Origin of the sequence: Pigmentibacter sp. JX0631, from assembly GCF_029873255.1 — a bacterium.
Lineage (GTDB): Bacteria > Bdellovibrionota_B > Oligoflexia > Silvanigrellales > Silvanigrellaceae > Silvanigrella.
In genome coordinates this window covers 1,315,330-1,337,057 of the sequence record NZ_CP123622.1, presented here as the reverse complement: position 1 = coordinate 1,337,057, position 21,728 = coordinate 1,315,330, and the positions used below count along the sequence as shown (strand labels likewise).

Here is a 21,728-nt window from a genome sequence, read left to right as displayed (position 1 = left end):
TTCTAATGGCTACAAATTGTTCAGATAATTTAGTATTTATGAACGACTTATTACAAAATAAAACGATAACATATACAGCCTCTCTCATTTTTGCATCGGCGGTTATTCATACTTTTTGTACAAGTAAAATTAATGCGTTATCACATAAGTTTAAAAAAGGTTCTATGCCTGAAAAATTGCTCCATTTTTTAGGAGAAGTAGAAGTCGTCTTTGGTTTTTGGGCTTTTATCTTTATTGCATTTCTTTCCATTGTCTTAGGAATGTCCTCAACAATCAGTTTTTTAAACCAACTAGATTTTAAAGAAACAGTTTTTGTTTTTACAATTATGTGTATGTCAGCAACAAAACCTGTGATGAATTTAGCGGACAGAGGCATAACTTACATATCTATCTTTTTTGGAAAAATATTTTTTATAAATCAAAAAATTGCCTTTTTTTGTTGTATTTTAATATTTGGTTCATTATCTGGTTCCTTTATCACAGAACCTGTTGCAATGACGGTTTGTGCCATGCTGTTATATGAGCACTTTTTTTCAAAATCGAATAATTTAAAATTTAAATATTCTATGCTTGGGTTATTGTTTGTAAATATATCTATCGGCGGTACTTTAACTCATTTTGCAGCACCGCCAGTTCTAATCGTTGCTAGTACCTGGAAATGGGATGCAGCTTTCATGTTTACTAATTTTGGCTGGAAATCAATGGTTGCTGTAATAGTTAGTACAATTGTAACAGCGTTTATTTATCGAAATGAAATAAAAAAATTAGATAAAAAACAAGCCCAGCTTGAAGAAAAAGAAAAATCTCCTTATTGGATTATATTAGTGAATATCTTTTTCTTAGTTCTATGTATTATTTATCATAAATATATCTCTTTCTTGGTTCCACTATTCTTATTATATATTGGTTGGTATGAAGTGACAAAAGAATATCAAGAGCCTTTAAAAATTAGAGAGAGTTTGTTGGTTGGCTTCTTTTTAGGAGGGTTAGTTACTTTAGGGGCTTTGCAGCAATGGTGGCTAGTACCAATTGTAAATATGCTCGAACCTGTATCTATGTTTATTGGCGCAACTGCTTTAACCGCAGTAACAGATAATGCTGCTTTAACCTATTTAGGGACACTTGTGCCTAATTTATCTGATGCAATGAAGTTTTCTCTTGTTGCGGGTGCTGTTGCAGGCGGGGGGTTAACAGTTATTGCAAATGCTCCTAACCCTATTGGGTATGGTATTTTGAATAAAACCCTTGGAGAAGATGGTATAAGCCCACTAAAACTTTTTTTAGGCTCTCTTCCCTACACAATATTTGCAATATTGTGTTTATATTTCTTATAATAAATACAGTTAAGATATATTTTGTATTGGTAAAAACATAAATAGGTGCTACTTCATGAATATTATTATTTGTATTTTGCTGTTAATGTATGAATCCTTGGCATTTGGTAAAATAAATATTTGTGATAGTCAAAAACCAATTTCGCTTGGTTTTTATACGATAGGGTTTCTTTTTTATGAAGAAGATAAAATATATAATGGTATAGATTATGATGTAATTGAGGAAATTAAAAAAAGAACAAATTGTTCATTTCATACTGATGTATTAACAAGAGCCCGTATTTGGAAAGAGTTAGAAACGGGAGAATTAAATATGTCAGTTTCGGGTATACCTACTCCAGAAAGATTAAAGTTTGCACATTTTGTTCGCTATTTAAATGCAAAACAAGTTTTAATTTTGAATAATAAATATGATAAAATTTTAAAATTAGAAGAATTACAAAATAATCCGGAAATTAAATTTGCTAGGGTTAGAGCTTTTAAACATGGTGCCTATTTCGATAATATGTTTGAAAATATTAAAAATCAAGAGAGAATTATAGAAGTGCCTAGAGTAGACGATTTATTTTCTCTGTTAGAAAAAAATGAAGTACAGGCGGTTGTAGCATTAAATGTTGTTTATCCTTATTGGTTACAAAAATTAAAATCAAGTAATAAATTTATTGTAAAAGATTTTCAAGAAAACACAGAATTGGTTCCGGGTGATCTCATTTTATCAAAAAAGAGATTTGGAAAAGAAGATGCAGAAAAATTTCAATCCGTAATTGATAGTATTTTAAAAGATGGAACATTACTAAAAATTTTTACAAAGCATGTTGGAGCTAAAATAGGAAAAAGTTTATTGCCTGTTAAAAATTAATTTTTAACTTTCTTCTTCAATAATACTTTTTGAGCCTTTTTTAATAAGAATTAAAGTAATGTCATCTTGGATAGGATAACCGTCATAAAAATTATATATTTCATCTATCACTTTATTTATAATAACTAGTGGATTTGTAAATTTAAAATTATTTTTTTGAAAGAATTTTTTTAAACGATTTTCATCGTATTGTTCACCTATTTTATTTGCATTTTCCGTTAAGCCATCAGTATATAAAATTAGCATTGAATCATTTTTAAATTCAAATTTATTAATTTGTATATCATCTTGATTTTTCGCTTTTTCTTCAGGAACATGTCCTAAGATATGTCCACTAAGTAATGCTTTTTTAATTTCTATATTATTTGTATCTTTGTAAGAAACGATAAAAGGATGATTGTGTCCTGCGTTTAAATAATAATAATTATTCATGTCTTCATCAAATAAAAGCATAGCCATTGTCATACAAAATTCATCATTGCCGATTTTTTTAATAAATTGGCTTAAATTTTTATATAAAGTAATTAAATCAATTTCTTCTGATAACTTACTATTTGCCAACGATTCAAAATATCCAGAAACAGATGCGGCTACCACGGCACTCCCTGCACCATGTCCAGTCACATCCCCAATTAATACTAATTTATATTTTCCAATATTATAAAATCCACACCAATCTCCACCGACTTCAGAAGCGCTCTGATTAAATAAAGCTATTTTGATAGGATGGGTTATGAAATTTTCAACATATTCTACCTTTGGAAATAAACCACGCAGTGCTTGTTGCGCAGCTTTCATTTCTACTTCTAATCTTAAATTTATTTTTTCAATTTCTCGATTTTTATATTCTAATTCGGCTTTGTTTTCTTGTAGCTCACTATTTGTTCTTACAATATCTTCAAATGTGGAAAGTAAAAGGCCTAATATTTGTCCTTTGTTAATTGGTATCATAATTTCTTTATCTAAAAATCTAGCAAGTTCAAAGTTTTCATTGGAGCTATTTAGTTTCGATTCTTTAGTAAGTAATACATCGTTAATTCTTTTTATAAGTAATTCATCTTGATAAGGTTTGGTAATAAAATTGTCAGCTCCACATTCTAATGCATGAATAACTTCCATAGGATCACTGAGAGTCGTAAGAAGAATGACTGGAGTTTTAGATTTTTTAGCATCCATTTTTATTTGTTTGCAAACTTCATAACCAGTTAAGTTAGGCATAATGATATCACTGATAACCACATCAAAATCTTTTGCAGAAAATAAAGCCAAGCCTTGTTTGCCATTGGTAGCTACTTCAACTTCAAATCCAGCATCTTCAAGGATAAATTGAATTTTTAAAGCTTGAGTTTGGCTATCTTCAATCACTAAAATTCTACTCATGATTTTCCTTCAGTATTAATTACAATACTTAATATAGTTTCAATGATTTTTTCAGGAGGTAACACATAAGTTACTCCTCCTATTTTTATTGCTTCATTAGGCATTCCAAACACCAGACTACTTTGCTCATCTTGTGCAATAGTTAAAGCACCATTTTCAAACATTAATTTTAACCCATCTGCACCATCCCGTCCCATCCCTGTTAACAAAACTCCAACAGCATCACTTCCAAATATTTTAGCAATAGATTGGAATAAATGTTCTACAGAAGGTTTTAAATTATGATCGGGAGGATCATTATTTAATTCAATACAGCCATCTTTACCGATGACGAGATGATAATGATCGGGGGCTAAATAAACATGTCCAGCTAAAGGTAAAGTTCCATGAGTCGCAATATGAATTGGCATTTCTATAGAAGTAGATAGCCATTTTGCAAGTCCTTCTATAAAACCTTCAGTGATATGTTGAACGATTAAAATCGGAGCGGGGAAATTTTTTGGCAAGCCTTTTAAAATAGTTTCTAATATTGGTGGACCTCCAGTTGATGCTCCAATGGCAAGAACTCTAATCTTTTTTTTCAAAGGATTTTCTGCGTTACTTGGTACTTTAGTTGATATACGATGTTTGACGACAGGAACTTCCGACATCAATTTTACAGTATCGATTAGTTCTTTTTTCTTTTTTTCTGAATTTTCATTACCAAAAGCAGGTGGTTTTTCTATTAGTGCAACGGCACCTGCGGACATGGCTTTAAAGGTAAGATCTAACAGTTTTGCTTCGAGTGCTGTTACGATAATGACCCTTGTTGGCCAAGCCTGCATAATTGCTTTGGTTGCTTCAAAACCATTCATTTTTGGGAGTTCGATATCCATTGTAACAACATGCGGATGAAGTTTTTTAACTAGCTCAATTGCTTCTTCACCGGACTTAGCAGTTCCAACAATCCTTATTAAAGGATCACTACTTAGAATTTGAATAAGATATTCTTGTGCTACCAATGAATCTTCAACTATCAGAACATCAATCATGTAGTAACCCCCATACAACTTCTAAAAGATTACTTTGATCGAAACTGCTTTTTACAATATAAGCATTTGCCCCAACTTCTAAACCTTTTTCTTTGCTCTCTTTAGTGTCTCTCGAGGTAACCAAAATTACGGGAATTTTTGTTAATTTTTCGTCTGACTTTATTTGTCTAGTCATTTCAAATCCATCTAAATTTGGCATATCTATATCTGAAATAATCAGATCAAAATATTCACTCTTTGCCAAAGATAATCCTTCACTGCCATCGACAGCTGTTTTTACTTCGTAGCTTGCTGCTTGAAGAACATTTTTCAATAGTGTTCTAGATGTAATAGAATCATCAACAACTAAAACTAATTTTTTCTTTGTAGTGACAGCGTTGGTTTTTTCAGGATTTAAAATACTTGATTTTGAACTTAAAGTAATAGCTGATTTCATTAGGTCAAACATATTTAGTATTGGTATAACTTTCCCACTACCTAAAATTGTTACCCCTGAAATATTTGGTACCTTTCCTAATTTTTTACCCATACTTTTTACAATGACATCTTGTTCCCCTAATATTTCATCTACTTGAAATGCAATATTTTGCCCAGAAAGTTCTGCAACAACAAATAAAACTTTGTCAGGAATTTTAACTCCTGAATCTTGTTTTAATTCCATATTAAGGACATGGGCTAAAGAAACAGCGGAGACAGATTGATCATTAAACTGAATAACTTCTCTGTTTTCAATTGTTTTAATTTGAGAAAAAGCCAATCTAATTGCTCTTTCAACATGAACTGTAGGAAATACAAGTAATTGATTCCAAACTCGAACTAAAATTCCTCGAAAAGTCGCAAGAGTTGTTGGTACTCTAATTGTAAAGTTAGTACTTTTCCCTTGAACCATTTCGACTTGGATAGATCCTCCTAATTTTTCAATTTTTTCTCTGACAATGGCCATTCCTAAGCCTCTTCCAGACAGATCGGTGATCATATCACTTGTACTAATGCCCGATTCAAAAATAAGATGTATTTGTTCTTGCTCTGTCATTTTCAAGGAATGTTCATAAGAAATAAGACCAGACTGAATTGCTTTATTTTTTAATTTTTCAAGATTAATTCCATTTCCATTATCTGAAATTGAAATTTCAATTTTATTACCAAGAGTTGCTGAAACTGAAATATTTATTGTTCCCTTGGCAGGTTTTTTTCTCGCAATTCTTACTGCTGGTTTTTCTATCCCATGATCGACGCAATTACGAATGATATGAATTAATGGATCTTTTATTTCTTCTAATATGCGGCGATCAAGAACTATTTCTCCATTTTGTACGATTAATTCTACCTCTTTTTCTAAAGATTGCGATAAGTCTCTAACAATTTTTGGAAATAAATCTAAAACACTTGAGCAAGGTAACATTAAAAGTTTTCGCATGTCACCTAAAATTGAATCTAGCATACTATGAAATGAACGCTGATCTCTATCAAGAAAACCAATGAGACTCGAAATTTTTATTCCTAAAGATGCAAGTGTATCATTAGAAATATGTTCATTTTTATTAATTTCTCGCTTATATAATTCTATTACATTTCCCAACTCTTTGACGAAGACAAGATGATCTCGTGAATTTATAGCTAGACCACGTAACTCTTCAATTTGTAGTAACACATTATTAAGTCTATCTGTGGAAATTCTAATATTGCTTTTTGAATTTTCAATTTTTGGTTTTTTATCTTCTTCTGAGTTATTTTTTTGTTTATTTTCTTTTTTCTCATTTTTTTCTTCTGCTATATTTTCTTTTTCTTGTTCTTTAGAAATTTCTTCTGCACTATTTTCTTTTTCCGTTACTTCGTTTTTTGAAGTTTTTCCTTGCGGCGTTTTGTTGTTAATTTCTTCTTGCAGATTTTTTTCAATTTTTTTATTACTATCAGAGCTGCTTGGAATATTTCTTTCAGAATTATTCTTTTCACTATTTGCTAATTTATTTTCGGATATCCCCTGGTTTTGTGGATTAGACGACTTGTTTAATTTTTGTAGTAAATCTCTGCTTAATGATTTGTCTTTGTCTGAAATTTCGTTATCATTAATAACCACTACTTTTCCGAGAAGATCTAAAAGAGCATGAAATTGATTAAATAATTCTGAGGATAATTTTAATTGATTATTTTTTAGTAAGAAAAAAACATTTTCACAAGCATGACATATTTTTTCTGCTTCTAAACGATTAACTGTTCTTGAAGCACCTTTTAAACTATGGAATTCTCGAAAAATATTTTCTATTAAGGTTTTTTTTGAATTTTCGTCGTTTTCTTTTTCTAGCTCAACTAGAAAAGTTATCATATTATTTAAATGTTCTTCTGCCTCTAGCTTAAATGTTTGGAGAAGCTTATTCAGCAGGAGTTGTTGTTTTTGATCCATTGTTATACTCTAAATTCATCAACAATTTCTTTTAATAAAAGTCCCAGTCTATTTAATTCTCCTGCAGAAACTTCAACTTGTTTTGTTGCTGTTACGTTTTGATTGGTTGCTTGATTTATGTTTTGAATAGCTATAACAACTTGATCTACACCAATAAGTTGTTGTTGACTCGAGGCTGCAATTTGATTAGAAACTTGTGCTGCTTCAGATATACTTTCGGATAAAGTTTTAATTGATTCACCTGATTGCAAAACTTGTTTCATCCCAAGTTCAACCGCTTTTCCACCTTGTTCAGCTGTCAAAACAGCTTTTGCTGTTGCTTTTTGCACATCATTTAAAATAGTTCGAATTTGCGTGGTTGCTTGTTTTGATTGCTCTGCTAAAGCTTTGACTTCTTGCGCTACTACGGCAAATCCCCTTCCAAGCTCACCAGCTTTAGCTGCTTCAATTGAAGCATTAACGGATAATAAATTCGATTGTTCGGCTAAGTCATTTACAGCTGAAGTAATATCGCCAATGGCTAAACTTTGTTCACTGAGTTTCATAATGCTTTCGGCAATCGTTTCCATTTGTTTCTTTATTTCACCCATGCCAGAAATAGAATCATCGACTGATTTTGCTCCAAGTAATGAAACTTCAGATGCCCGTTTTGCAGTATCAGAAACATTCTTTGCTTTTTGAGTTGAAAGTTGAGCTGTTTGTTTTACTTCTTCGATAGTAACGATTGTTTCTCGCACTGATCCAGATGTTTCAGTTGCTGCAGCAGCTACTTGGCTTGTAACAGACATAATTTCTGTGGCAGATTTTGATAGTACTTGCGAACCTTCTTTCAAACGATTGATAATGATATTTAATTTTTCTACCATGGCAATTAAAGTATGTCCTAGAATATCTTCTTTTGATTCAGGGTCTATTTTATACCGTAAATTCTGTTTGGCGACTTCATCTAAAGCTTTTACAACTTTATGTAAATAAGCTACCATTCTAGAAAAAGTAAGACGCAAAACATCTTTATCTGACATGGCTTTTAGTTTAATATTTATATTTCCTTTAGATATTTCTTCTAACATGTCAGAAGTTTCACGGATATATTGATTCATTTGGGCAAATGCTCTGTATAAATCTCCAATTTCATCTTGTCTATTGCTGGATTCAACTGATTTAGGCAATTCTCCAACAGAAATTTTTCCGACAAGTTCTGTTATTTTAATGAGTTGATTTGATATCGTATATTTTATGTAAATAAAAGCAATTACTAAACTTAAAGTACTAATAAAAAGTCGTATGTAGAATAAAAGTTTTGTTGATTCAACTGCAGCTTCGTTATTTTTTTCTTCTATTGATAATTTATTTTTAGCTTCTGCAGACATTTCATTTAAAATTACATTAATTTTATCCATTACATTTCTTTTATTTACCATAATTAAATATTCTTTAGAAGCTTCATAGCTAGTGGTATTTCTTAGCTCTATAGCTTTAATGTGTTCATTCATTTTTTCAGTTAGCAATGGTTTCAAAGCATTTAATCGTTGAATTTGAGTTTTATTTTCTTGAATATAATTTCTAATATTTTCTATATGTTTATCTATTTTGTTTGCAGCTTCATTAAATGGAGTTAAGTAGTGATCAAAAGCTGTTATAACATAACCTCTTTTGCCAGTTTCTGCATAGTACATAGTTGATCTAAGCTTTTCTATTTCATTAATCAATTCATTTGAATGTGATATAGAAGAATATGAATCCATTAATTGCAAAGTGCTTTTGTAAGTAATTATAGATAAAATTACAAAAATACTTATTAAAATAAAAATCAGTCCAGTAATCTTATAACCAATGGTCCATTTCATATCAATCTCCAATAAATTAACATAATTTAATTTCATTAATAAATTTTATGGCATCAATAATAACTAATTGATCTTTCGTGACTCCCAATAAAAATTCAGATCTAATATCTGTTAAAGTAGGTATTCCAAGTTTAATATCATTTATATTCTGCAAGTAAACTCCAATAATATTATCAACAAGAATTCCTAGAACTAAATTATTTTGTTCTATTACAATTACTTTTTGTAAATTTTGTAATTCTTTTTTTGGAATTTCAAATAATACTTTTAAATCAACAACGGTTACTATTTCTCCGCGGATATTCATTATTCCTAATATATATTTTGGAATGGAAGGTAATTGAGTAAATTCTTTTAAGGAATAAACTTCTCTTACTGAGGTTGATTCAATAGCATATCTTTCATCTGAAAGTCTAAATTCAACAATTTCAATTGTCTCAAAATTATTTTTTTCTTCATCCAATGAAATTGAAAGTTCAATAGCTCTTTTTTTAAGTATTTCTTGTTCTTTTTCTTTATTCATCAAAATTATATTCCTTAAAAATTAGGCATATTTTTTCTATTAAATATTCAACGCTTATGTCTGATGAACCTAATATAATATTTTCTTTTTTTTCTATCTCCAATAGTAATAATGCATTTTCAAAATGTCTGCGTGCTTTTTTTATTTCATTTTTACTTAAGTATATATTTCCCAAATCAAAATGCGCTAATATATATTTGCTGTCTAAGTATAATGTCTTCTCGTATTCTATTAGAGATTCATCAATTCTATTTTCTGAATTTAATATTTTTGCTTTAAAATAGTGATAGCTGGGATTTAATTTATCTGAGTTAATTGCTTTTTCGCATATAATTAGTGCATTTAAATCAATTTTTTCTTCTGTACTGAACTTAAGCAATTGTGCATAATAGTTAGGATCTTTTTTCTTCTCTATTATATTATTATGCTTAATATTTGAATCATATTTTACATTGTAATTTATAGAAATATTATTGTTGGTTATTTCTGTATTGCTACTTTCTAAAGAGTTATCCAAGAATTCAACTTCATTTTTTGCATAAACAATTACATCAGGATAAGAAATGTATTTAAATTGAGGAAAGTATTCAGGGGCTGTTTCTGTGGCGCCTACTAGAAGAATTCCATTTTTATTTAAGCAATTAAAAAATTTAGAAATAATTTTTTTAATTTGCGTAGAATCAAAATAAATTAAGACATTTCGGCATAAAATTAAATCTAAATTTTGCAATGATAAAGGATAACTTGAGTCTATAAGATTTAAATTATAAAATTTAACCATAGCTTGAATTTCTGGAAGTATTTTATATTTTCCATTAATACCTTTTGTAAAGTAACTTTTTAACCAAGCAGGTGATTGTCTGAAAGACCATTCTGAATAAATTCCATTTTGAGCACGTTCGAGAAAATTTTTATTAATATCCGTTCCAATTAATATAATGTTCCAATCAACTAAATTAGCTTGGAGCCTTTTAAACAAAATAGCTATTGAATAAACCTCTTCACCAGTGCAACATCCGGCAGACCAAATACTAATTTCTTTATTTTCAGAATTTTTATTTTCTATTATTTTTAGAATGATTTCTTCAAGTACTTCAAAGCTTCTAAGATCTCGAAAAAAATATGTTTCACCAACTGTAATTTGGGTAATTAATAATTGTAATTTTTCTTCTGAAACCGGATTTTTTAGGTAGTCATTAATAAGATCTTCAATAGATAAAAAATTTCTTTCTTTTGCTAAATTAATTAAATTTCGTTCAAGATCTACAAGACGTTCATTTGGGAAAAAAATACCTAACTCACGTGAAATGTAATTTCCCATTTCAACGAGAAGTTCTCGTGGTAGTTGTTTTTTCTCCATTTAAACCGCCAATTTCCTTGTTTTTCAATTAAAAAAACAATTTGGTTCAATAAAAAAAATGACTCCTTGTTTGAAATTCATCATACCATTTAGGATATCTTTTTCTGAGGTAATAATTTCCGACTCTGTTATTTGAACTTTTGTTCTTTGAATGACGTCATGCACAGTATCGACCCATAAACAGATTGGTTTTTTCCCATTTCCTAAAATGAATTGATCATAAATTGATAAATCTTTCTCAGGAAGATTTAGAAGTTTTCTAATATCAAATACTTGTATAACTTTTCCATGAATATTAATTACGCCTTTTATATTTTTTGAGGCTAAAGGTTGTTCCGTAATTTCTACAGATCTAAAAACCCTCTCAACAAAATTGAGAGGTACCGCAAAAATTAAATTATTAAGTGAAAATGTGAGAAAGTGATTTACTTCTTCCATAATTCCCTTTTTTATGACTTTTTTTTATAATACTTAATTAGATTTTTTTTAATATATGGTGAATCGTCAGTCTAGGAAGAAAATTCCTAGATAAAAAAAATAAATTCTTTCTAAATTTATTCAGAAAGAATTTATTTTCATATTATTAAACTGATCTAATTTATTTTTAGTAAGCAACAATTAATAAAGTTTTATTGTTTTGGAATATATGCTTTTGTAAAATTTATATAAGCTTTAGAAACATACACGCTTGGAAACATGTCATTTTGATTTTTAGCAAAAGGATACCAGTCTGAAAAAGAGTAATCAGCTGGTTGAGGATATTTAAATTTTTCACCAAATTTACTAATACATTTACTTTGTAACTCATTATATTTTCCTGCACCTTCGCTAAGGAAAAAATAATGAAAAGCATATCCCGCATGATAGTCAGTATGTACTCCCCAATAACCCGTAACGGATTCATTTTCCAACCAGTGATAGCTTTTTTTATTTTCAGCACAAATAACAGAAGTGCTTGAGCTTTGTAACCAACCTCTAAAATCTTCTATAAATAAGGCAGAAGCGCTAAATTGTAAAAATATAATTGAAATTAAAAGACTTGTCTTTATTAGCATTTTTTTCATTTTATTTTCCTTTAGAAGTTGATTAAGAAGACCCACTTATTTGGGAATAATAATTTTTATATTTAGTATCGTATTTAGTCAATAAATATATTGATATATTTTAGTATTTAATTAAATAATTTTTTATCTATTCAAAATTTATATAGAAATATTTGTTTTTTATTATCTAAAAATCTTTTTGTATTTAAGTTTTATCTTTTATTTTATTGAATAAATTTACTATTTAATATTTTAAAATATGAATTTATTTGTATAAAATTATTTGTGTTTTAAGAAAATGGATATAGTAATAAAATATTTCTAAATAAATCAATCGAAACATGGATGAACGGGTGCTATTAGTTAGCTATAAATAATAAACTATACAGTTTCTACTGATTGACTTGTTGAAATTGGGGTAATATTCGAGGTTTTTGGAAGCTCTAGCACTTTATGTTGATGATATGGCAAGTAATTAGGTAATAAAGCAGAGTTTCCTAATATAATATCAGCGGATTTTTCAGCAATCATCATAATTGGTGCATAAATATTTCCATTAGTAACAAACGGCATCACAGAAGCGTCGACAACACGAAGATTTTTAACTCCATGCACTTCCATTGTTTTTGGGTTCACTACTGACATATAGTCTTCACCCATTTTGCAAGTGCAAGAAGGATGGAGTGCTGTTTCAGCATCTTTCGCAACCCAATCCAAAATTTCAGAATCACTTTGAATATTCATACCTGGAGATGTTTCTCCCCCATTAAATTCTGTAAATGCGGGCTGATTTAAAATATTTCGTGCGCAGCGAATAGCCTCAACCCATTCTCTTCTGTCTTGATCTGTAGAAAGATAATTAAAAACAATACTCGGATGTTGCCTAGGGTTACTGGATTTTATCTTAATTCTTCCTCTGGCATCAGAATTCATAGGTCCAATATGAACTTGATAGCCGTGCCCACCTGATGGAGAAGTTCCATCATAACGAACTGCAAGCGGGAGAAAATGAAATTGAATATTTGGATATGTAACAGAGTTGTTACTTCTTATAAATCCACCAGCTTCAAAATGGTTTGTTGCCGCAGCCCCTTTGCGTTGAAATAACCATTGGAAACCAATTTTAGGTTTATTCCACCATTTTAGTGCAGGATACATACTAACAGGTTGTTTGCATGCATATTGAATATAAACTTCTAAATGATCTTGCAGATTTTCGCCTACTCCTGGTAGGTCTTCTACAACTTTTATGTTATGTGAGGTTAAATCTTTTGCATTACCAACTCCAGAAAGTTGGAGTAACTGTGGGCTATTTATTGCCCCACCGCTGCAAATAATTTCTCCAGCATAAACTCTTTTGGTCATTCCATATTGTTGGTATTCAACACCAATAGCTCTTTTGCCTTCAAAAATAATTTTGGTGGTTAATGCTCTTGTTTTAACTGTTAAGTTACTTCTTTTTCTTCTAATTGGATGAACATACGCTCTTGCTGCCGAAAGTCTTCTTCCGCGATAAATATTGCGATCAAATTTTCCAAATCCTTCTTGGCTATAGCCATTTACATCTTCTGTCAGTGGATATCCAGCTTGTTGGGCTGCCGAGAAAAAGGCTTGGAACAAAGGATTTGTGCAAGGCCCTGTTTCAAGCAGAAGGGGGCCTGTAAATCCATGAAAATGATCTGCTCCAAACATGCGTGTTTCAGCACGATTAAAGTAAGGCAAGCAATGCGCAAAATCCCAATGTTCTAACCCCTTTTGGGAGGCCCATTTTTGATAATCTAGTGGGTTTCCGCGAATATAAATCATTCCATTGATTGAACTACAGCCACCTAAAACTTTACCCCGCCCATGAAAAACTTTTCTGCCATTCATGAAAGGTTCTGGATCTGTTTCATAGCACCAATCATACATTTTGTTACCTAATGGGTACATAAGTCCAGCTGGCATATGAATAAATATATCCCATATGTAATCTGGTCTTCCTGCTTCTAAAACAAGTACTTTCTGCTCAGGATTTGTACTCAATCTGTTAGCCAATACGCATCCAGCAGATCCGCCGCCAATTATTATAAAATCATATTGTTTTATCGCCATAAGCAAAGTCCTTTGCATTCATCACAGCTGTTTTAACTAAGGAGTGAAAGTAAGCTACTCCATTTTCTTTTTCAGGGTTCAAAATTCCTTTTTGATAAATACCCACTTCAAGATTTTTTTGAACTAATTCACAAATATAAATATCTTCAATTGTTATTTTTTCTACAAATTTTATAAATTCAACTCGTTCATCTTCTGTAACTTTATTTTTAAAGCGAAATTTATAGGTAAGTTTTGTTTGATTTACACTCAATGGATTGACTTGCAAAGTATAAAAAGCATTTTCGTAACAAGGAAGTCCTAAATTAGGATAATGCCACAACCACAGACCTTGCTGATCACCTGTTTCAGAAGAATGTTTTCTTTCACAAGAATGGACTGAAAAGTTTTCTTTATTTTCTATTTTATATTTTTTTAAATAAAAATCACGATTGAAACTAGGATGAATTGTAGAGCAGTGATAACATTCTTGGTATCCATCTAACCACGTTTTCCAATTGCAATTAGCTATTTTTTCCATCTGCCCAAACACATTATATTGATTCATGTCATAATTTGCAGTTTCAAATTCCTTTTTTACAGGCGCAATAAAATTCGCAAATGACGTTTGATTTTCTGCATTTAAATTTACAAAAATTAATTTGTCTAATTTTCCAATTGTAATTTCATGAAGTTTTGCAGAACAATTTTGTTTAACAGTATTAATATCAAGCATAGGAGTAGCAATTAATTCTCCAGATAAATTATAACTCCAACCGTGATATCGACAAGTTAAAGATGATTGTTTGATATTTCCTTTTTTCTCTGTCAGCAGTGGGGCTGCTCGATGTAGACAAAAATTATGAAAAGCAAAAAAATCGGTTTCAGATTTTTTGAGAATGACAAAAGGATATCCTGCGATTTCTAGATTAATATAATCACCAATATTTTTAAATTCAGATTCATCAGCAGCATAAATCCATTGTTTTTTAAATATTTCTTGTCGTTCTAATTGGTAAATATCATTTTTTGTAAACCATTCAGTAGATAATGTATGTATTATTTCATTAGTCATATTTAAACCTCATGAAAATATTTGGTGATGACCCACTTCGGTAGTAAATTTTTTAACAATTTCACAACTTGGATTTTCAATTAAATCTTTTGCTGTTCCTATCTGGAGAATACGACCCGAATCCATAATGGCTATTCTTGATCCAATTCGAACTGCTTCAGAAAAATCATGAGTAACAAAAATAATTGTTTTTTTTAAATTATACTGCAATTGAATTATTTCTTCTTGTAAATGTTTTCTATGCAGAGGATCGAGCGCAGAAAAAGGTTCATCCATTAGAAGAACATCTGCATTAGTCACAAAAGCTCTTGCTAATCCAACTCGTTGTTGCATTCCTCCTGATAATTCATGAGGGTATTTATTTTTCCAATCTGATAATCCAACGAGCCTTAATTTTTCTTCGACTTGTTCTTTTATTTCATTGCTTTTTCTTTTTTGAATTTCCAAAGGATAAGCGACGTTTTCAGCAACAGTTTTCCAAGGCATTAAGCCAAATTGTTGGAAAACCATAGAAATCCTATGTTTCCTTATTTCTAGTAATTCATTTTTTGAGCAATGTAAAATATCAAATACTTGATTTGTAGAAGGTGGTCTAAATTGAATAGAGCCTCTAACATGTCCATGATCTCGCCCGTTCATTCCATTAAAACAGCGCAGTAAAGATGATTTTCCAGATCCAGAGAAACCCATAATAACTAAAATTTCTCCATGATAAATAGTTAAATCAACTTTTCTAACAGCAACAATTTGATTAAATTCTTTATGAATTTGATCGCGATTTTTGCCGACATCTAAAGCGCTAAATGCTCGATAAGTATTTTTTCCAAAAACAAGGTCCAAATGATTTACACTAAAACATTCATTTATCATGTTACTTCACCAGCTTTTTTGTTTTTTGATACGGATAGTATTCTGTCTAGTAATATTGCAATAATAACTATTGAAATTCCAGCTTCAAATCCTTGCACGATATTTACAGTGTTTAAAGCTTGAACTACTGGTTTGCCAAGACCTTCAGCACCTACAAGTGCTGCAATGACTACCATGGATAAAGAAAGCATGACGCATTGAGAAATACCGGTTAAAATTGAACTTTTAGCTGATGGAAATTCAACTGAAATTAATTTTTTCCATTTGCTGGCACCAAATGCATCGGCTACTTCAAGTAAAGATGGTGGTACTTTACTTATTCCTAAATAAGTTAAACGAATTGTAGCGGGCATTGCAAAAATAATTGTTGAAAATAAACCAGGCGCCATTCCAAGTCCAAAAAGCATTAGTGTAGGAATTAAATAAACGAAAGTTGGAATTGTTTGCATTAAATCTAAAACTGGACGGAGTATGTAGTAGATAAAAGGATGATGGGCACATAGTATGCCTAAAGGAATTCCTATCATTGCTGATATTGTTGTAGAAAAAATAACAAGTGTAATTGTTTCTAAAGATTCTCTCCAATATCCTAAATTAAATATAAAGAGTGAGCCAATAATTATTAAAAATATTGTCTTCAAATTTCTTTTAATAATAAATGTGATTATTAATAAAATAGAAACCAACAGTACTGGATTAGATATTTCAAGAAAGTCTATAATTTTTCCAAGAAAGTTGTTAAAAACATCAGAAATATTTCGAAAGTGATATTCAGATAAATTAACAATTTTATTTACAATATCTTGTACAAAAAGACCAATTGGTATTTTATCCATTTAATACTCCAATATTATTTAAGGATTCATTGCTGCATACTTTTTTTGGAATTCAGGAAAGCTTAAAATATTTTTATCAACAGTTTTAATTTCGTGGATCCATGGTTTAAGTTTTTCAAAATTATTTTTTATCCAGTATTTTGCAGCACTGTTTGGGAGCATTTTTTTATCTAAAATTAGGGACATTATTTCTTGTTCTTCATCAATAGTTAGTTGATATTGGCGGAAAAATTTTGCAAGATCTGGACATTCTTTTGAGAAATTTTTTCTGCTATTAATATAAACAACAGATTCTCCTTCATGGGGACCAAAGTATTTATCCCCACCATCAAGGTAACGCATTTTTATCATTTTATTCATGGTATGCGGCTCCCAGCCAAGAAATACAATCCATTTATTTCTTTTTACTGCTTGAATTACTTCCATAAGCATTGCTTGTTCACTTGATTCAATGAGTTTCCAACTTTGCAAATTAAAAGCGTTACTTTTAATTATTTCTTGGATATTTCTATTCCCATCATTGCCTGGTTCTATACCAAATATTTTCCCTTGGAACTGTTCTTTATGTTGTGCAAGATCATTAAAATTTTTAACGCCTGCATCATAAACATAAGCCGGTACTGCAAGAGTATATTTCGCTCCTTTCAAAACGGTACCTATTGTTTCAACAGATCCTTGGGCAAGATAAGGCTTGATGTCGGCTTTCATGGAAGGCATCCAGTTTCCTAAAAAGATATCAATATCTTTGTTTTTCATACCAGCAAAAGTCATCGGTATAGAAAGAATTGTTGATTTAGTTTCGTAACCATAAACTGAAAGTATTTCTGTTGCTACAGCTGTTGATGCAGATATATCTGTCCATCCAATATTTGAAAATCTTACTTTTTTACATTCAGCAAAAATATTTTGTTGAAATGAAATTGCTCCAATAAATAATAGTGTACAATTAATTAAATTTCGCATGCAGATATACCTCAATAAATGAACAAGAGCTTTTTATTTCAACGTTATTTTATTCATTACAGGATAATTAAATTTTTGTCTATTATCTCATATTTGGGATTAATTTCTTTATTTTTAAATGAATGGTAATCTAATATTTAATATAAGCTGTATTTTTTTATATTGAAAAAAGATTTATCCTAATTAATGTATATTTTTCCTTAATTTAAAAATTGGAGAAATTTTTCTTTTAGGGATTATTTTGTAGACTTCCAAAGAATGAAATAATACTGCAATATTATTTCAAATAAAGTAACTAAGCTCTGCCAGCACCAATACTTTTTGGATCAAATGTTAAGCGCAAAGCTTCGCCAATAAAATTTAAACTAGCAACAATTGAAAATAATGCAAATGCAGGAAAAAATGCTAGAAAAGGATTAGTAGTTAAATAATCACGTGCTGAATTTAGTAATCCTCCCCAACTTACATGGGATTGGCTTACACCAAGTCCAAGGAAGCTCAAGCCGGCTTCAGCAATTATGACACTTGCTAAAGAAAAAGTGGCTTGTACAGCTAAAGGTGAAATGGTATTTGGGAATATATGTTTAAACATAATTCTATTACTAGATGCGCCTAAAGATTTTGCTGCTACTACAAATTCTCTCTCTTTAAATGAAAGAAATTGACCTCTAACTACACGCGCGTAACTGACCCAACCGGTAATACTTAACGCAATAACAACATTAATTAAACCTCCTCCAAAAAAAGCCATTATAGCAATGGGGAGAACCATAGGTGGAAAAGCTAAAAGTATGTCAATAAATCTGGAAATTAAAATATCTATTTTACCACCAAAAAATCCGGCTATTGCACCTAATGGAATTCCAACAAGCAAGCTCATGCTTACTGTAAATAAACTCACTATTAGAGAAGTTGAGGCGCCATTCATAATTAAGAGACCAACACTTTGTCCGTTGCCATCAACTCCTAATAAGTATTTATTAGATGGATCCTGTAATCTATCTTGTAAACTAATAGGGATATTTGCAAACGCAGGAATTAAAATTGGAATTAATGCAAGTAAAACCCAAAATAGTAAAACACAACCAGAAAAAATTGTAGTTTTATCTTTAGCGGCTATTTTAATAAAACGGAGTGTAATTTTTTTCATGTTAATCTTACCCTTGGATCAAAAACCCGATATAAAATATCTACCAAAAGGTTACATGCGACATAAATAGTTGCCATTATAATTACACAGCCTGAAACAATATTGTATTCTCTTTGTTGAACAGCCTCAACAACTAAACTGCCAAGTCCTGGCCAATTAAAAATTTGTTCTGTTATTACTGTCCCACTAAGTAGCACTCCTAATTGCATTCCAAGAACTGTAAGAGTAGGTAAAAAAGCATTTCTTAAAGCATGTTTTGTAAGAACTATAAATTGTGATAATCCTTTGCTTTTTGCTGTTCTAATATAATCCTCTTGTAATACATCAACAATTCCACTGCGGATCATGCGACTTGAAAATGCTGCTAGAGAAGCTCCTAAAGTAACAGAAGGCAAAACAAAAGAACTTGCTCCCGCATTTCCCATTAAAGGAAAAATATCGAATTTTACAGCGAAAATCCACATTAAAACAGGTCCAATTATAAAACTAGGTGCAGAAATTGCTAGAAGAGAAACAACAGCAGATGCTTTATCTGTAAACTTACCAGCGTTTGCTGCACTAATAATTCCTATTATAGTTGCTAAAATTATAGAAAAAAGAAAAGCTACAGTAGCTAATTGGATAGTTTCCCAAAGCCGTGGAAGAATAATTTCACTTACTGAAGAATAATTAGCATAACTTTTGCCTAAATCTCCCTGACATAAGTTCACTAAGAAATTAAAATATTGTTTCCAAATTGGCTCATTAAAACCATAACGGGTAAGCCATTCTAATTTATCAACTTCTGACGCATCAACGCCTAAAATGCTATCTGCGGGGCTTCCTGGAATCATTCTTTGTAGAAAAAAAACAATAGTGGAAACTCCCCACAGAACGGCAAGTAATTGGAAGAAACGTTGAACTAATACTTTAGCCATTTTGTTCCTTTACTTTTTGGTAACATTCACTAAAGACCAGTATCTACCATCTGCATAAAGTCTAAATCCTTCAATATTTTTTGAAACCACAGCCACATTTAGACTATGCCATAAATAAATATAAGGAAGCTCTCCGGCTAATAAATTTTGTGCTTGATCATATATAACTTTTCTTTTTTGATTGCTAATTTCTTCTTTTCCTTCTTGCAGAAGTTCATCAACTTGTGGATTGGAATATGCACCTCTATTTCCACCAGCTGGCGGTATCATATTTGTAGCAAAAACAAAACGTAAGTGATCTGGATCTTTAAATCCAACCCATGGAGAAATCCAAACTTTTGCAATTCCTTTTTTTACTTGTTCTGCAAAAACACTATTTTCTAACATTTCAACGGTAGGTGCAAATCCTACATCCTTTAAATTCGCTGCGATTGCTTTTGCAACTTCAACAATAGATTTATTGCTATTTGAGACTTTAATAGGAAATGCTAGCGGATCTTGAATGCTTGTTTCTTTTAATAAAGTTTTTGCCCTCTGAGGATTGTATGGAATTTCAGGAATTGAGCTATCATAAAAAAAGTTTGTAGGAGGAAACATGCTATTTGCAAGTATTCCTTGGCCTTGCATTCTAAATTGTAAAATGCTTTTTCTATCTATACCGTAAGCAATTGCTTGCCTAACTTTTAAATTACTAAAGATAGGATCTTTAAAGTTAAAAGCTAAATATGTCGTGGATAATTTTGGAGCGCTAAGTACATTAAAAACATCTTTTTTTGTATTTTCGATTAAAGTAATTTTATCGGGATCAATTGCATTTTGCGCAATGTCTATATCACCTCGTATTAATGCTGCATATCGAGTGCCGCTATCAGTAATAATTTTAAAAACAACTTCTTTTATTTTGGGTTTATCACTTAAATTGTAGTGATCGTTTTTTTCTAAGACCCATTCAGAACTGGAAGTTGACTTTAAGATAAAAGGCCCACTTTCATATCCTTTATTATCTACTTCATTTGGAGCTGCATTTAAGGCGGCTTCTTTTGGAAGAATTCCTACGATTAGATTATTCAGGAAGGAGACATCCGGAGAATCTAATTCAATGTGAATTTGATAATCGGAAGTTGCTTTAAAAGCAGTTACATTGGTAAAAGCTGCTTTTCTGGGGCTAGGCGGGAAATTTCCTTGGGGAGTAATAATTTGATTATATGTTGCTTCAACATCATAAGCTGTAATTTCCTTCCCATTGGAAAACTTAATCCCCTTTTTTAAGTAAATATTCCAAGATTTATTAGATAATGTTTTAATTTCATTAACTAATATATATAAAATTTGTCCTTGTTCATCGAAACTGATTAAAGGTAAAAATCTTATATTTTCAATGTATTGGCTATTCGCATCGGATCCAATAATTCTGGGATCTCCTGACGTGATTTTAGAATCTAATGCTACAGTCACAATGTCTTTAGGGTTTTTTGCGGGTTGTGAATTTTTACGTATTGCTGAGTAATATACTATGAAAGCCACCAAGCAGGCTGAAATAATTGTTATTATTATTCTTTTTGGTGTATAAGTAAGAGTCATTTCAATCTTCTCCAAAAGCAGGTGTTCTAAAACCTTATCAATTAACACATTTTAAGATGGTAGGAAAAACGATGCAAACTTCATGCGATCAGATTAAAAACGTGTTGACGCATGCTTAAGCTATTGCTAGAAGCATGTGTTATGCTGTATTTTTAAAGGCAGTGTTTTTATTTTCCTTTTGCTCTTTTAAAGGATGCATTATGGCTCGTATTTCAGTTCAAGATTGTCTAGATCAAATTCCCAATCGCTTTGCTGTGGTTATGCTTGCGGCTCGTCGTATGCGCCAGCTGCAAAAAGGTAGCGATCCATTAGTTGAATGTAAAAATAAAGAAGCAGTTACTGCTTTGCGTGAAATAGCTGCGGGAAAAGTAGGAATTAAAAATGCTGAAATTGTTCCTGGTTTGCATTTACCGAACAAGGTTAAATAGCTCATTTTTTTATTTTATTTATGAGTTTATATTTCCCACTTTTTAGACTGGATTCTG

19 protein-coding genes are annotated in these 21,728 nt (G+C 30.8%); 3 read left to right on the top strand and 16 right to left on the bottom strand.

Features of this window, described 5'->3' with window-relative positions:
- The first annotated feature begins 5 nt into the window (after positions 1-5).
- Together QEJ31_RS05785 and QEJ31_RS05780 are read left to right on the top strand one after the other, a co-directional pair.
- On the top strand, positions 6-1,334 hold the full coding sequence (locus QEJ31_RS05785; RefSeq protein ID WP_280592840.1) for a putative Na+/H+ antiporter: 1,329 nt from the start codon (positions 6-8) through the stop codon (positions 1,332-1,334).
- 55 nt (positions 1,335-1,389) lie between these two features.
- Positions 1,390-2,193, top strand: coding sequence for a transporter substrate-binding domain-containing protein (locus tag QEJ31_RS05780; protein WP_280592839.1), 804 nt, complete (start codon positions 1,390-1,392; stop codon positions 2,191-2,193).
- A gap of 3 nt (positions 2,194-2,196) precedes the next feature.
- Here the strand turns inward: QEJ31_RS05780 and QEJ31_RS05775 are convergent, their stop codons facing one another.
- The 16 genes from QEJ31_RS05775 to QEJ31_RS05700 all read right to left on the bottom strand — a co-directional run bounded on the left by QEJ31_RS05775 (position 2,197) and on the right by QEJ31_RS05700 (position 21,243).
- Positions 2,197-3,573: a fused response regulator/phosphatase gene (locus QEJ31_RS05775; RefSeq protein WP_280592838.1), complete on the bottom strand. Its 1,377-nt coding sequence runs from the start codon at positions 3,571-3,573 to the stop codon at positions 2,197-2,199.
- On the bottom strand, positions 3,570-4,604 hold the full coding sequence (cheB, locus tag QEJ31_RS05770; protein ID WP_280592837.1) for a chemotaxis-specific protein-glutamate methyltransferase CheB: 1,035 nt from the start codon (positions 4,602-4,604) through the stop codon (positions 3,570-3,572). The genes QEJ31_RS05775 and cheB overlap by 4 nt, the downstream gene beginning before the upstream one ends.
- Positions 4,597-7,005 carry a hybrid sensor histidine kinase/response regulator gene (locus QEJ31_RS05765; RefSeq protein WP_280592836.1) on the bottom strand — a complete coding sequence of 803 codons (2,409 nt, stop codon included), beginning with the start codon at positions 7,003-7,005 and terminating at the stop codon, positions 4,597-4,599. The genes cheB and QEJ31_RS05765 overlap by 8 nt, the downstream gene beginning before the upstream one ends.
- A gap of 2 nt (positions 7,006-7,007) precedes the next feature.
- On the bottom strand, positions 7,008-8,852 hold the full coding sequence (locus QEJ31_RS05760) for a methyl-accepting chemotaxis protein (protein ID WP_280592835.1): 1,845 nt from the start codon (positions 8,850-8,852) through the stop codon (positions 7,008-7,010).
- A 16-nt stretch (positions 8,853-8,868) separates the two neighbouring features.
- Positions 8,869-9,375 carry a chemotaxis protein CheW gene (locus QEJ31_RS05755; protein WP_280592834.1) on the bottom strand — a complete coding sequence of 169 codons (507 nt, stop codon included), beginning with the start codon at positions 9,373-9,375 and terminating at the stop codon, positions 8,869-8,871.
- Positions 9,368-10,735 (bottom strand): CheR family methyltransferase, encoded by a 1,368-nt coding sequence (locus QEJ31_RS05750; protein ID WP_280592833.1) that lies wholly within the window; start codon positions 10,733-10,735, stop codon positions 9,368-9,370. The genes QEJ31_RS05755 and QEJ31_RS05750 overlap by 8 nt, the downstream gene beginning before the upstream one ends.
- Positions 10,736-10,759: 24 nt before the next feature.
- Positions 10,760-11,173, bottom strand: a complete 414-nt coding sequence (locus QEJ31_RS05745; protein WP_280592832.1) for a chemotaxis protein CheW — start codon at positions 11,171-11,173, stop codon at positions 10,760-10,762.
- A 191-nt stretch (positions 11,174-11,364) separates the two neighbouring features.
- Positions 11,365-11,799, bottom strand: a complete 435-nt coding sequence (locus QEJ31_RS05740) for a hypothetical protein (RefSeq protein ID WP_280592831.1) — start codon at positions 11,797-11,799, stop codon at positions 11,365-11,367.
- Positions 11,800-12,159: 360 nt separating this feature from the next.
- Positions 12,160-13,872 (bottom strand): choline dehydrogenase, encoded by a 1,713-nt coding sequence (gene betA, locus QEJ31_RS05735; RefSeq protein WP_280592830.1) that lies wholly within the window; start codon positions 13,870-13,872, stop codon positions 12,160-12,162.
- Positions 13,853-14,926 (bottom strand): aromatic ring-hydroxylating dioxygenase subunit alpha, encoded by a 1,074-nt coding sequence (locus QEJ31_RS05730; protein WP_280592829.1) that lies wholly within the window; start codon positions 14,924-14,926, stop codon positions 13,853-13,855. Before QEJ31_RS05730 ends, betA begins: the two co-directional genes overlap by 20 nt.
- A 9-nt stretch (positions 14,927-14,935) precedes the next feature.
- Positions 14,936-15,796 (bottom strand): ATP-binding cassette domain-containing protein, encoded by an 861-nt coding sequence (locus QEJ31_RS05725; RefSeq protein ID WP_280592828.1) that lies wholly within the window; start codon positions 15,794-15,796, stop codon positions 14,936-14,938.
- Positions 15,793-16,632, bottom strand: a complete 840-nt coding sequence (locus QEJ31_RS05720; protein WP_280592827.1) for an ABC transporter permease subunit — start codon at positions 16,630-16,632, stop codon at positions 15,793-15,795. Before QEJ31_RS05720 ends, QEJ31_RS05725 begins: the two co-directional genes overlap by 4 nt.
- An 18-nt stretch (positions 16,633-16,650) precedes the next feature.
- A complete protein-coding gene (gene choX, locus QEJ31_RS05715; RefSeq protein WP_280592826.1) occupies positions 16,651-17,595 on the bottom strand; it encodes a choline ABC transporter substrate-binding protein in 945 nt (314 codons plus the stop codon).
- A 295-nt stretch (positions 17,596-17,890) separates the two neighbouring features.
- A complete protein-coding gene (locus QEJ31_RS05710) occupies positions 17,891-18,745 on the bottom strand; it encodes an ABC transporter permease (protein ID WP_280592825.1) in 855 nt (284 codons plus the stop codon).
- On the bottom strand, positions 18,742-19,662 hold the full coding sequence (locus tag QEJ31_RS05705; protein WP_280592824.1) for an ABC transporter permease: 921 nt from the start codon (positions 19,660-19,662) through the stop codon (positions 18,742-18,744). The genes QEJ31_RS05710 and QEJ31_RS05705 overlap by 4 nt, the downstream gene beginning before the upstream one ends.
- Positions 19,663-19,671: 9 nt before the next feature.
- Positions 19,672-21,243 carry an ABC transporter substrate-binding protein gene (locus QEJ31_RS05700; protein WP_280592823.1) on the bottom strand — a complete coding sequence of 524 codons (1,572 nt, stop codon included), beginning with the start codon at positions 21,241-21,243 and terminating at the stop codon, positions 19,672-19,674.
- Between the two features lie 200 nt (positions 21,244-21,443).
- Here QEJ31_RS05700 and rpoZ point away from each other — a divergent pair, with 200 nt between their 5' ends.
- Positions 21,444-21,671: a DNA-directed RNA polymerase subunit omega gene (gene rpoZ, locus QEJ31_RS05695; protein WP_280592822.1), complete on the top strand. Its 228-nt coding sequence runs from the start codon at positions 21,444-21,446 to the stop codon at positions 21,669-21,671.
- The last annotated feature ends 57 nt before the right edge of the window (positions 21,672-21,728 follow it).

Bases quoted from the DNA above. Each gene is read 5' to 3' on its own strand.
- QEJ31_RS05740 (WP_280592831.1), bottom strand. From the start codon at position 11,799: ATGAAAAAAATGCTAATAAAGACAAGTCTTTTAATTTCAATTATATTT.
- QEJ31_RS05710 (WP_280592825.1), bottom strand. From the start codon at position 18,745: ATGAAAAAAATTACACTCCGTTTTATTAAAATAGCCGCTAAAGATAAA.
- cheB (WP_280592837.1), bottom strand. From the start codon at position 4,604: ATGATTGATGTTCTGATAGTTGAAGATTCATTGGTAGCACAAGAATAT.
- QEJ31_RS05745 (WP_280592832.1), bottom strand. From the start codon at position 11,173: ATGGAAGAAGTAAATCACTTTCTCACATTTTCACTTAATAATTTAATT.
- QEJ31_RS05700 (WP_280592823.1), bottom strand. From the start codon at position 21,243: ATGACTCTTACTTATACACCAAAAAGAATAATAATAACAATTATTTCA.
- QEJ31_RS05755 (WP_280592834.1), bottom strand. From the start codon at position 9,375: ATGAATAAAGAAAAAGAACAAGAAATACTTAAAAAAAGAGCTATTGAA.
- QEJ31_RS05720 (WP_280592827.1), bottom strand. From the start codon at position 16,632: ATGGATAAAATACCAATTGGTCTTTTTGTACAAGATATTGTAAATAAA.
- QEJ31_RS05780 (WP_280592839.1), top strand. From the start codon at position 1,390: ATGAATATTATTATTTGTATTTTGCTGTTAATGTATGAATCCTTGGCA.
- QEJ31_RS05760 (WP_280592835.1), bottom strand. From the start codon at position 8,852: ATGAAATGGACCATTGGTTATAAGATTACTGGACTGATTTTTATTTTA.
- QEJ31_RS05730 (WP_280592829.1), bottom strand. From the start codon at position 14,926: ATGACTAATGAAATAATACATACATTATCTACTGAATGGTTTACAAAA.
- choX (WP_280592826.1), bottom strand. From the start codon at position 17,595: ATGCGAAATTTAATTAATTGTACACTATTATTTATTGGAGCAATTTCA.
- QEJ31_RS05775 (WP_280592838.1), bottom strand. From the start codon at position 3,573: ATGAGTAGAATTTTAGTGATTGAAGATAGCCAAACTCAAGCTTTAAAA.
- QEJ31_RS05765 (WP_280592836.1), bottom strand. From the start codon at position 7,005: ATGGATCAAAAACAACAACTCCTGCTGAATAAGCTTCTCCAAACATTT.
- QEJ31_RS05705 (WP_280592824.1), bottom strand. From the start codon at position 19,662: ATGGCTAAAGTATTAGTTCAACGTTTCTTCCAATTACTTGCCGTTCTG.
- betA (WP_280592830.1), bottom strand. From the start codon at position 13,872: ATGGCGATAAAACAATATGATTTTATAATAATTGGCGGCGGATCTGCT.
- QEJ31_RS05725 (WP_280592828.1), bottom strand. From the start codon at position 15,796: ATGATAAATGAATGTTTTAGTGTAAATCATTTGGACCTTGTTTTTGGA.
- QEJ31_RS05785 (WP_280592840.1), top strand. From the start codon at position 6: ATGGCTACAAATTGTTCAGATAATTTAGTATTTATGAACGACTTATTA.
- QEJ31_RS05750 (WP_280592833.1), bottom strand. From the start codon at position 10,735: ATGGAGAAAAAACAACTACCACGAGAACTTCTCGTTGAAATGGGAAAT.
- rpoZ (WP_280592822.1), top strand. From the start codon at position 21,444: ATGGCTCGTATTTCAGTTCAAGATTGTCTAGATCAAATTCCCAATCGC.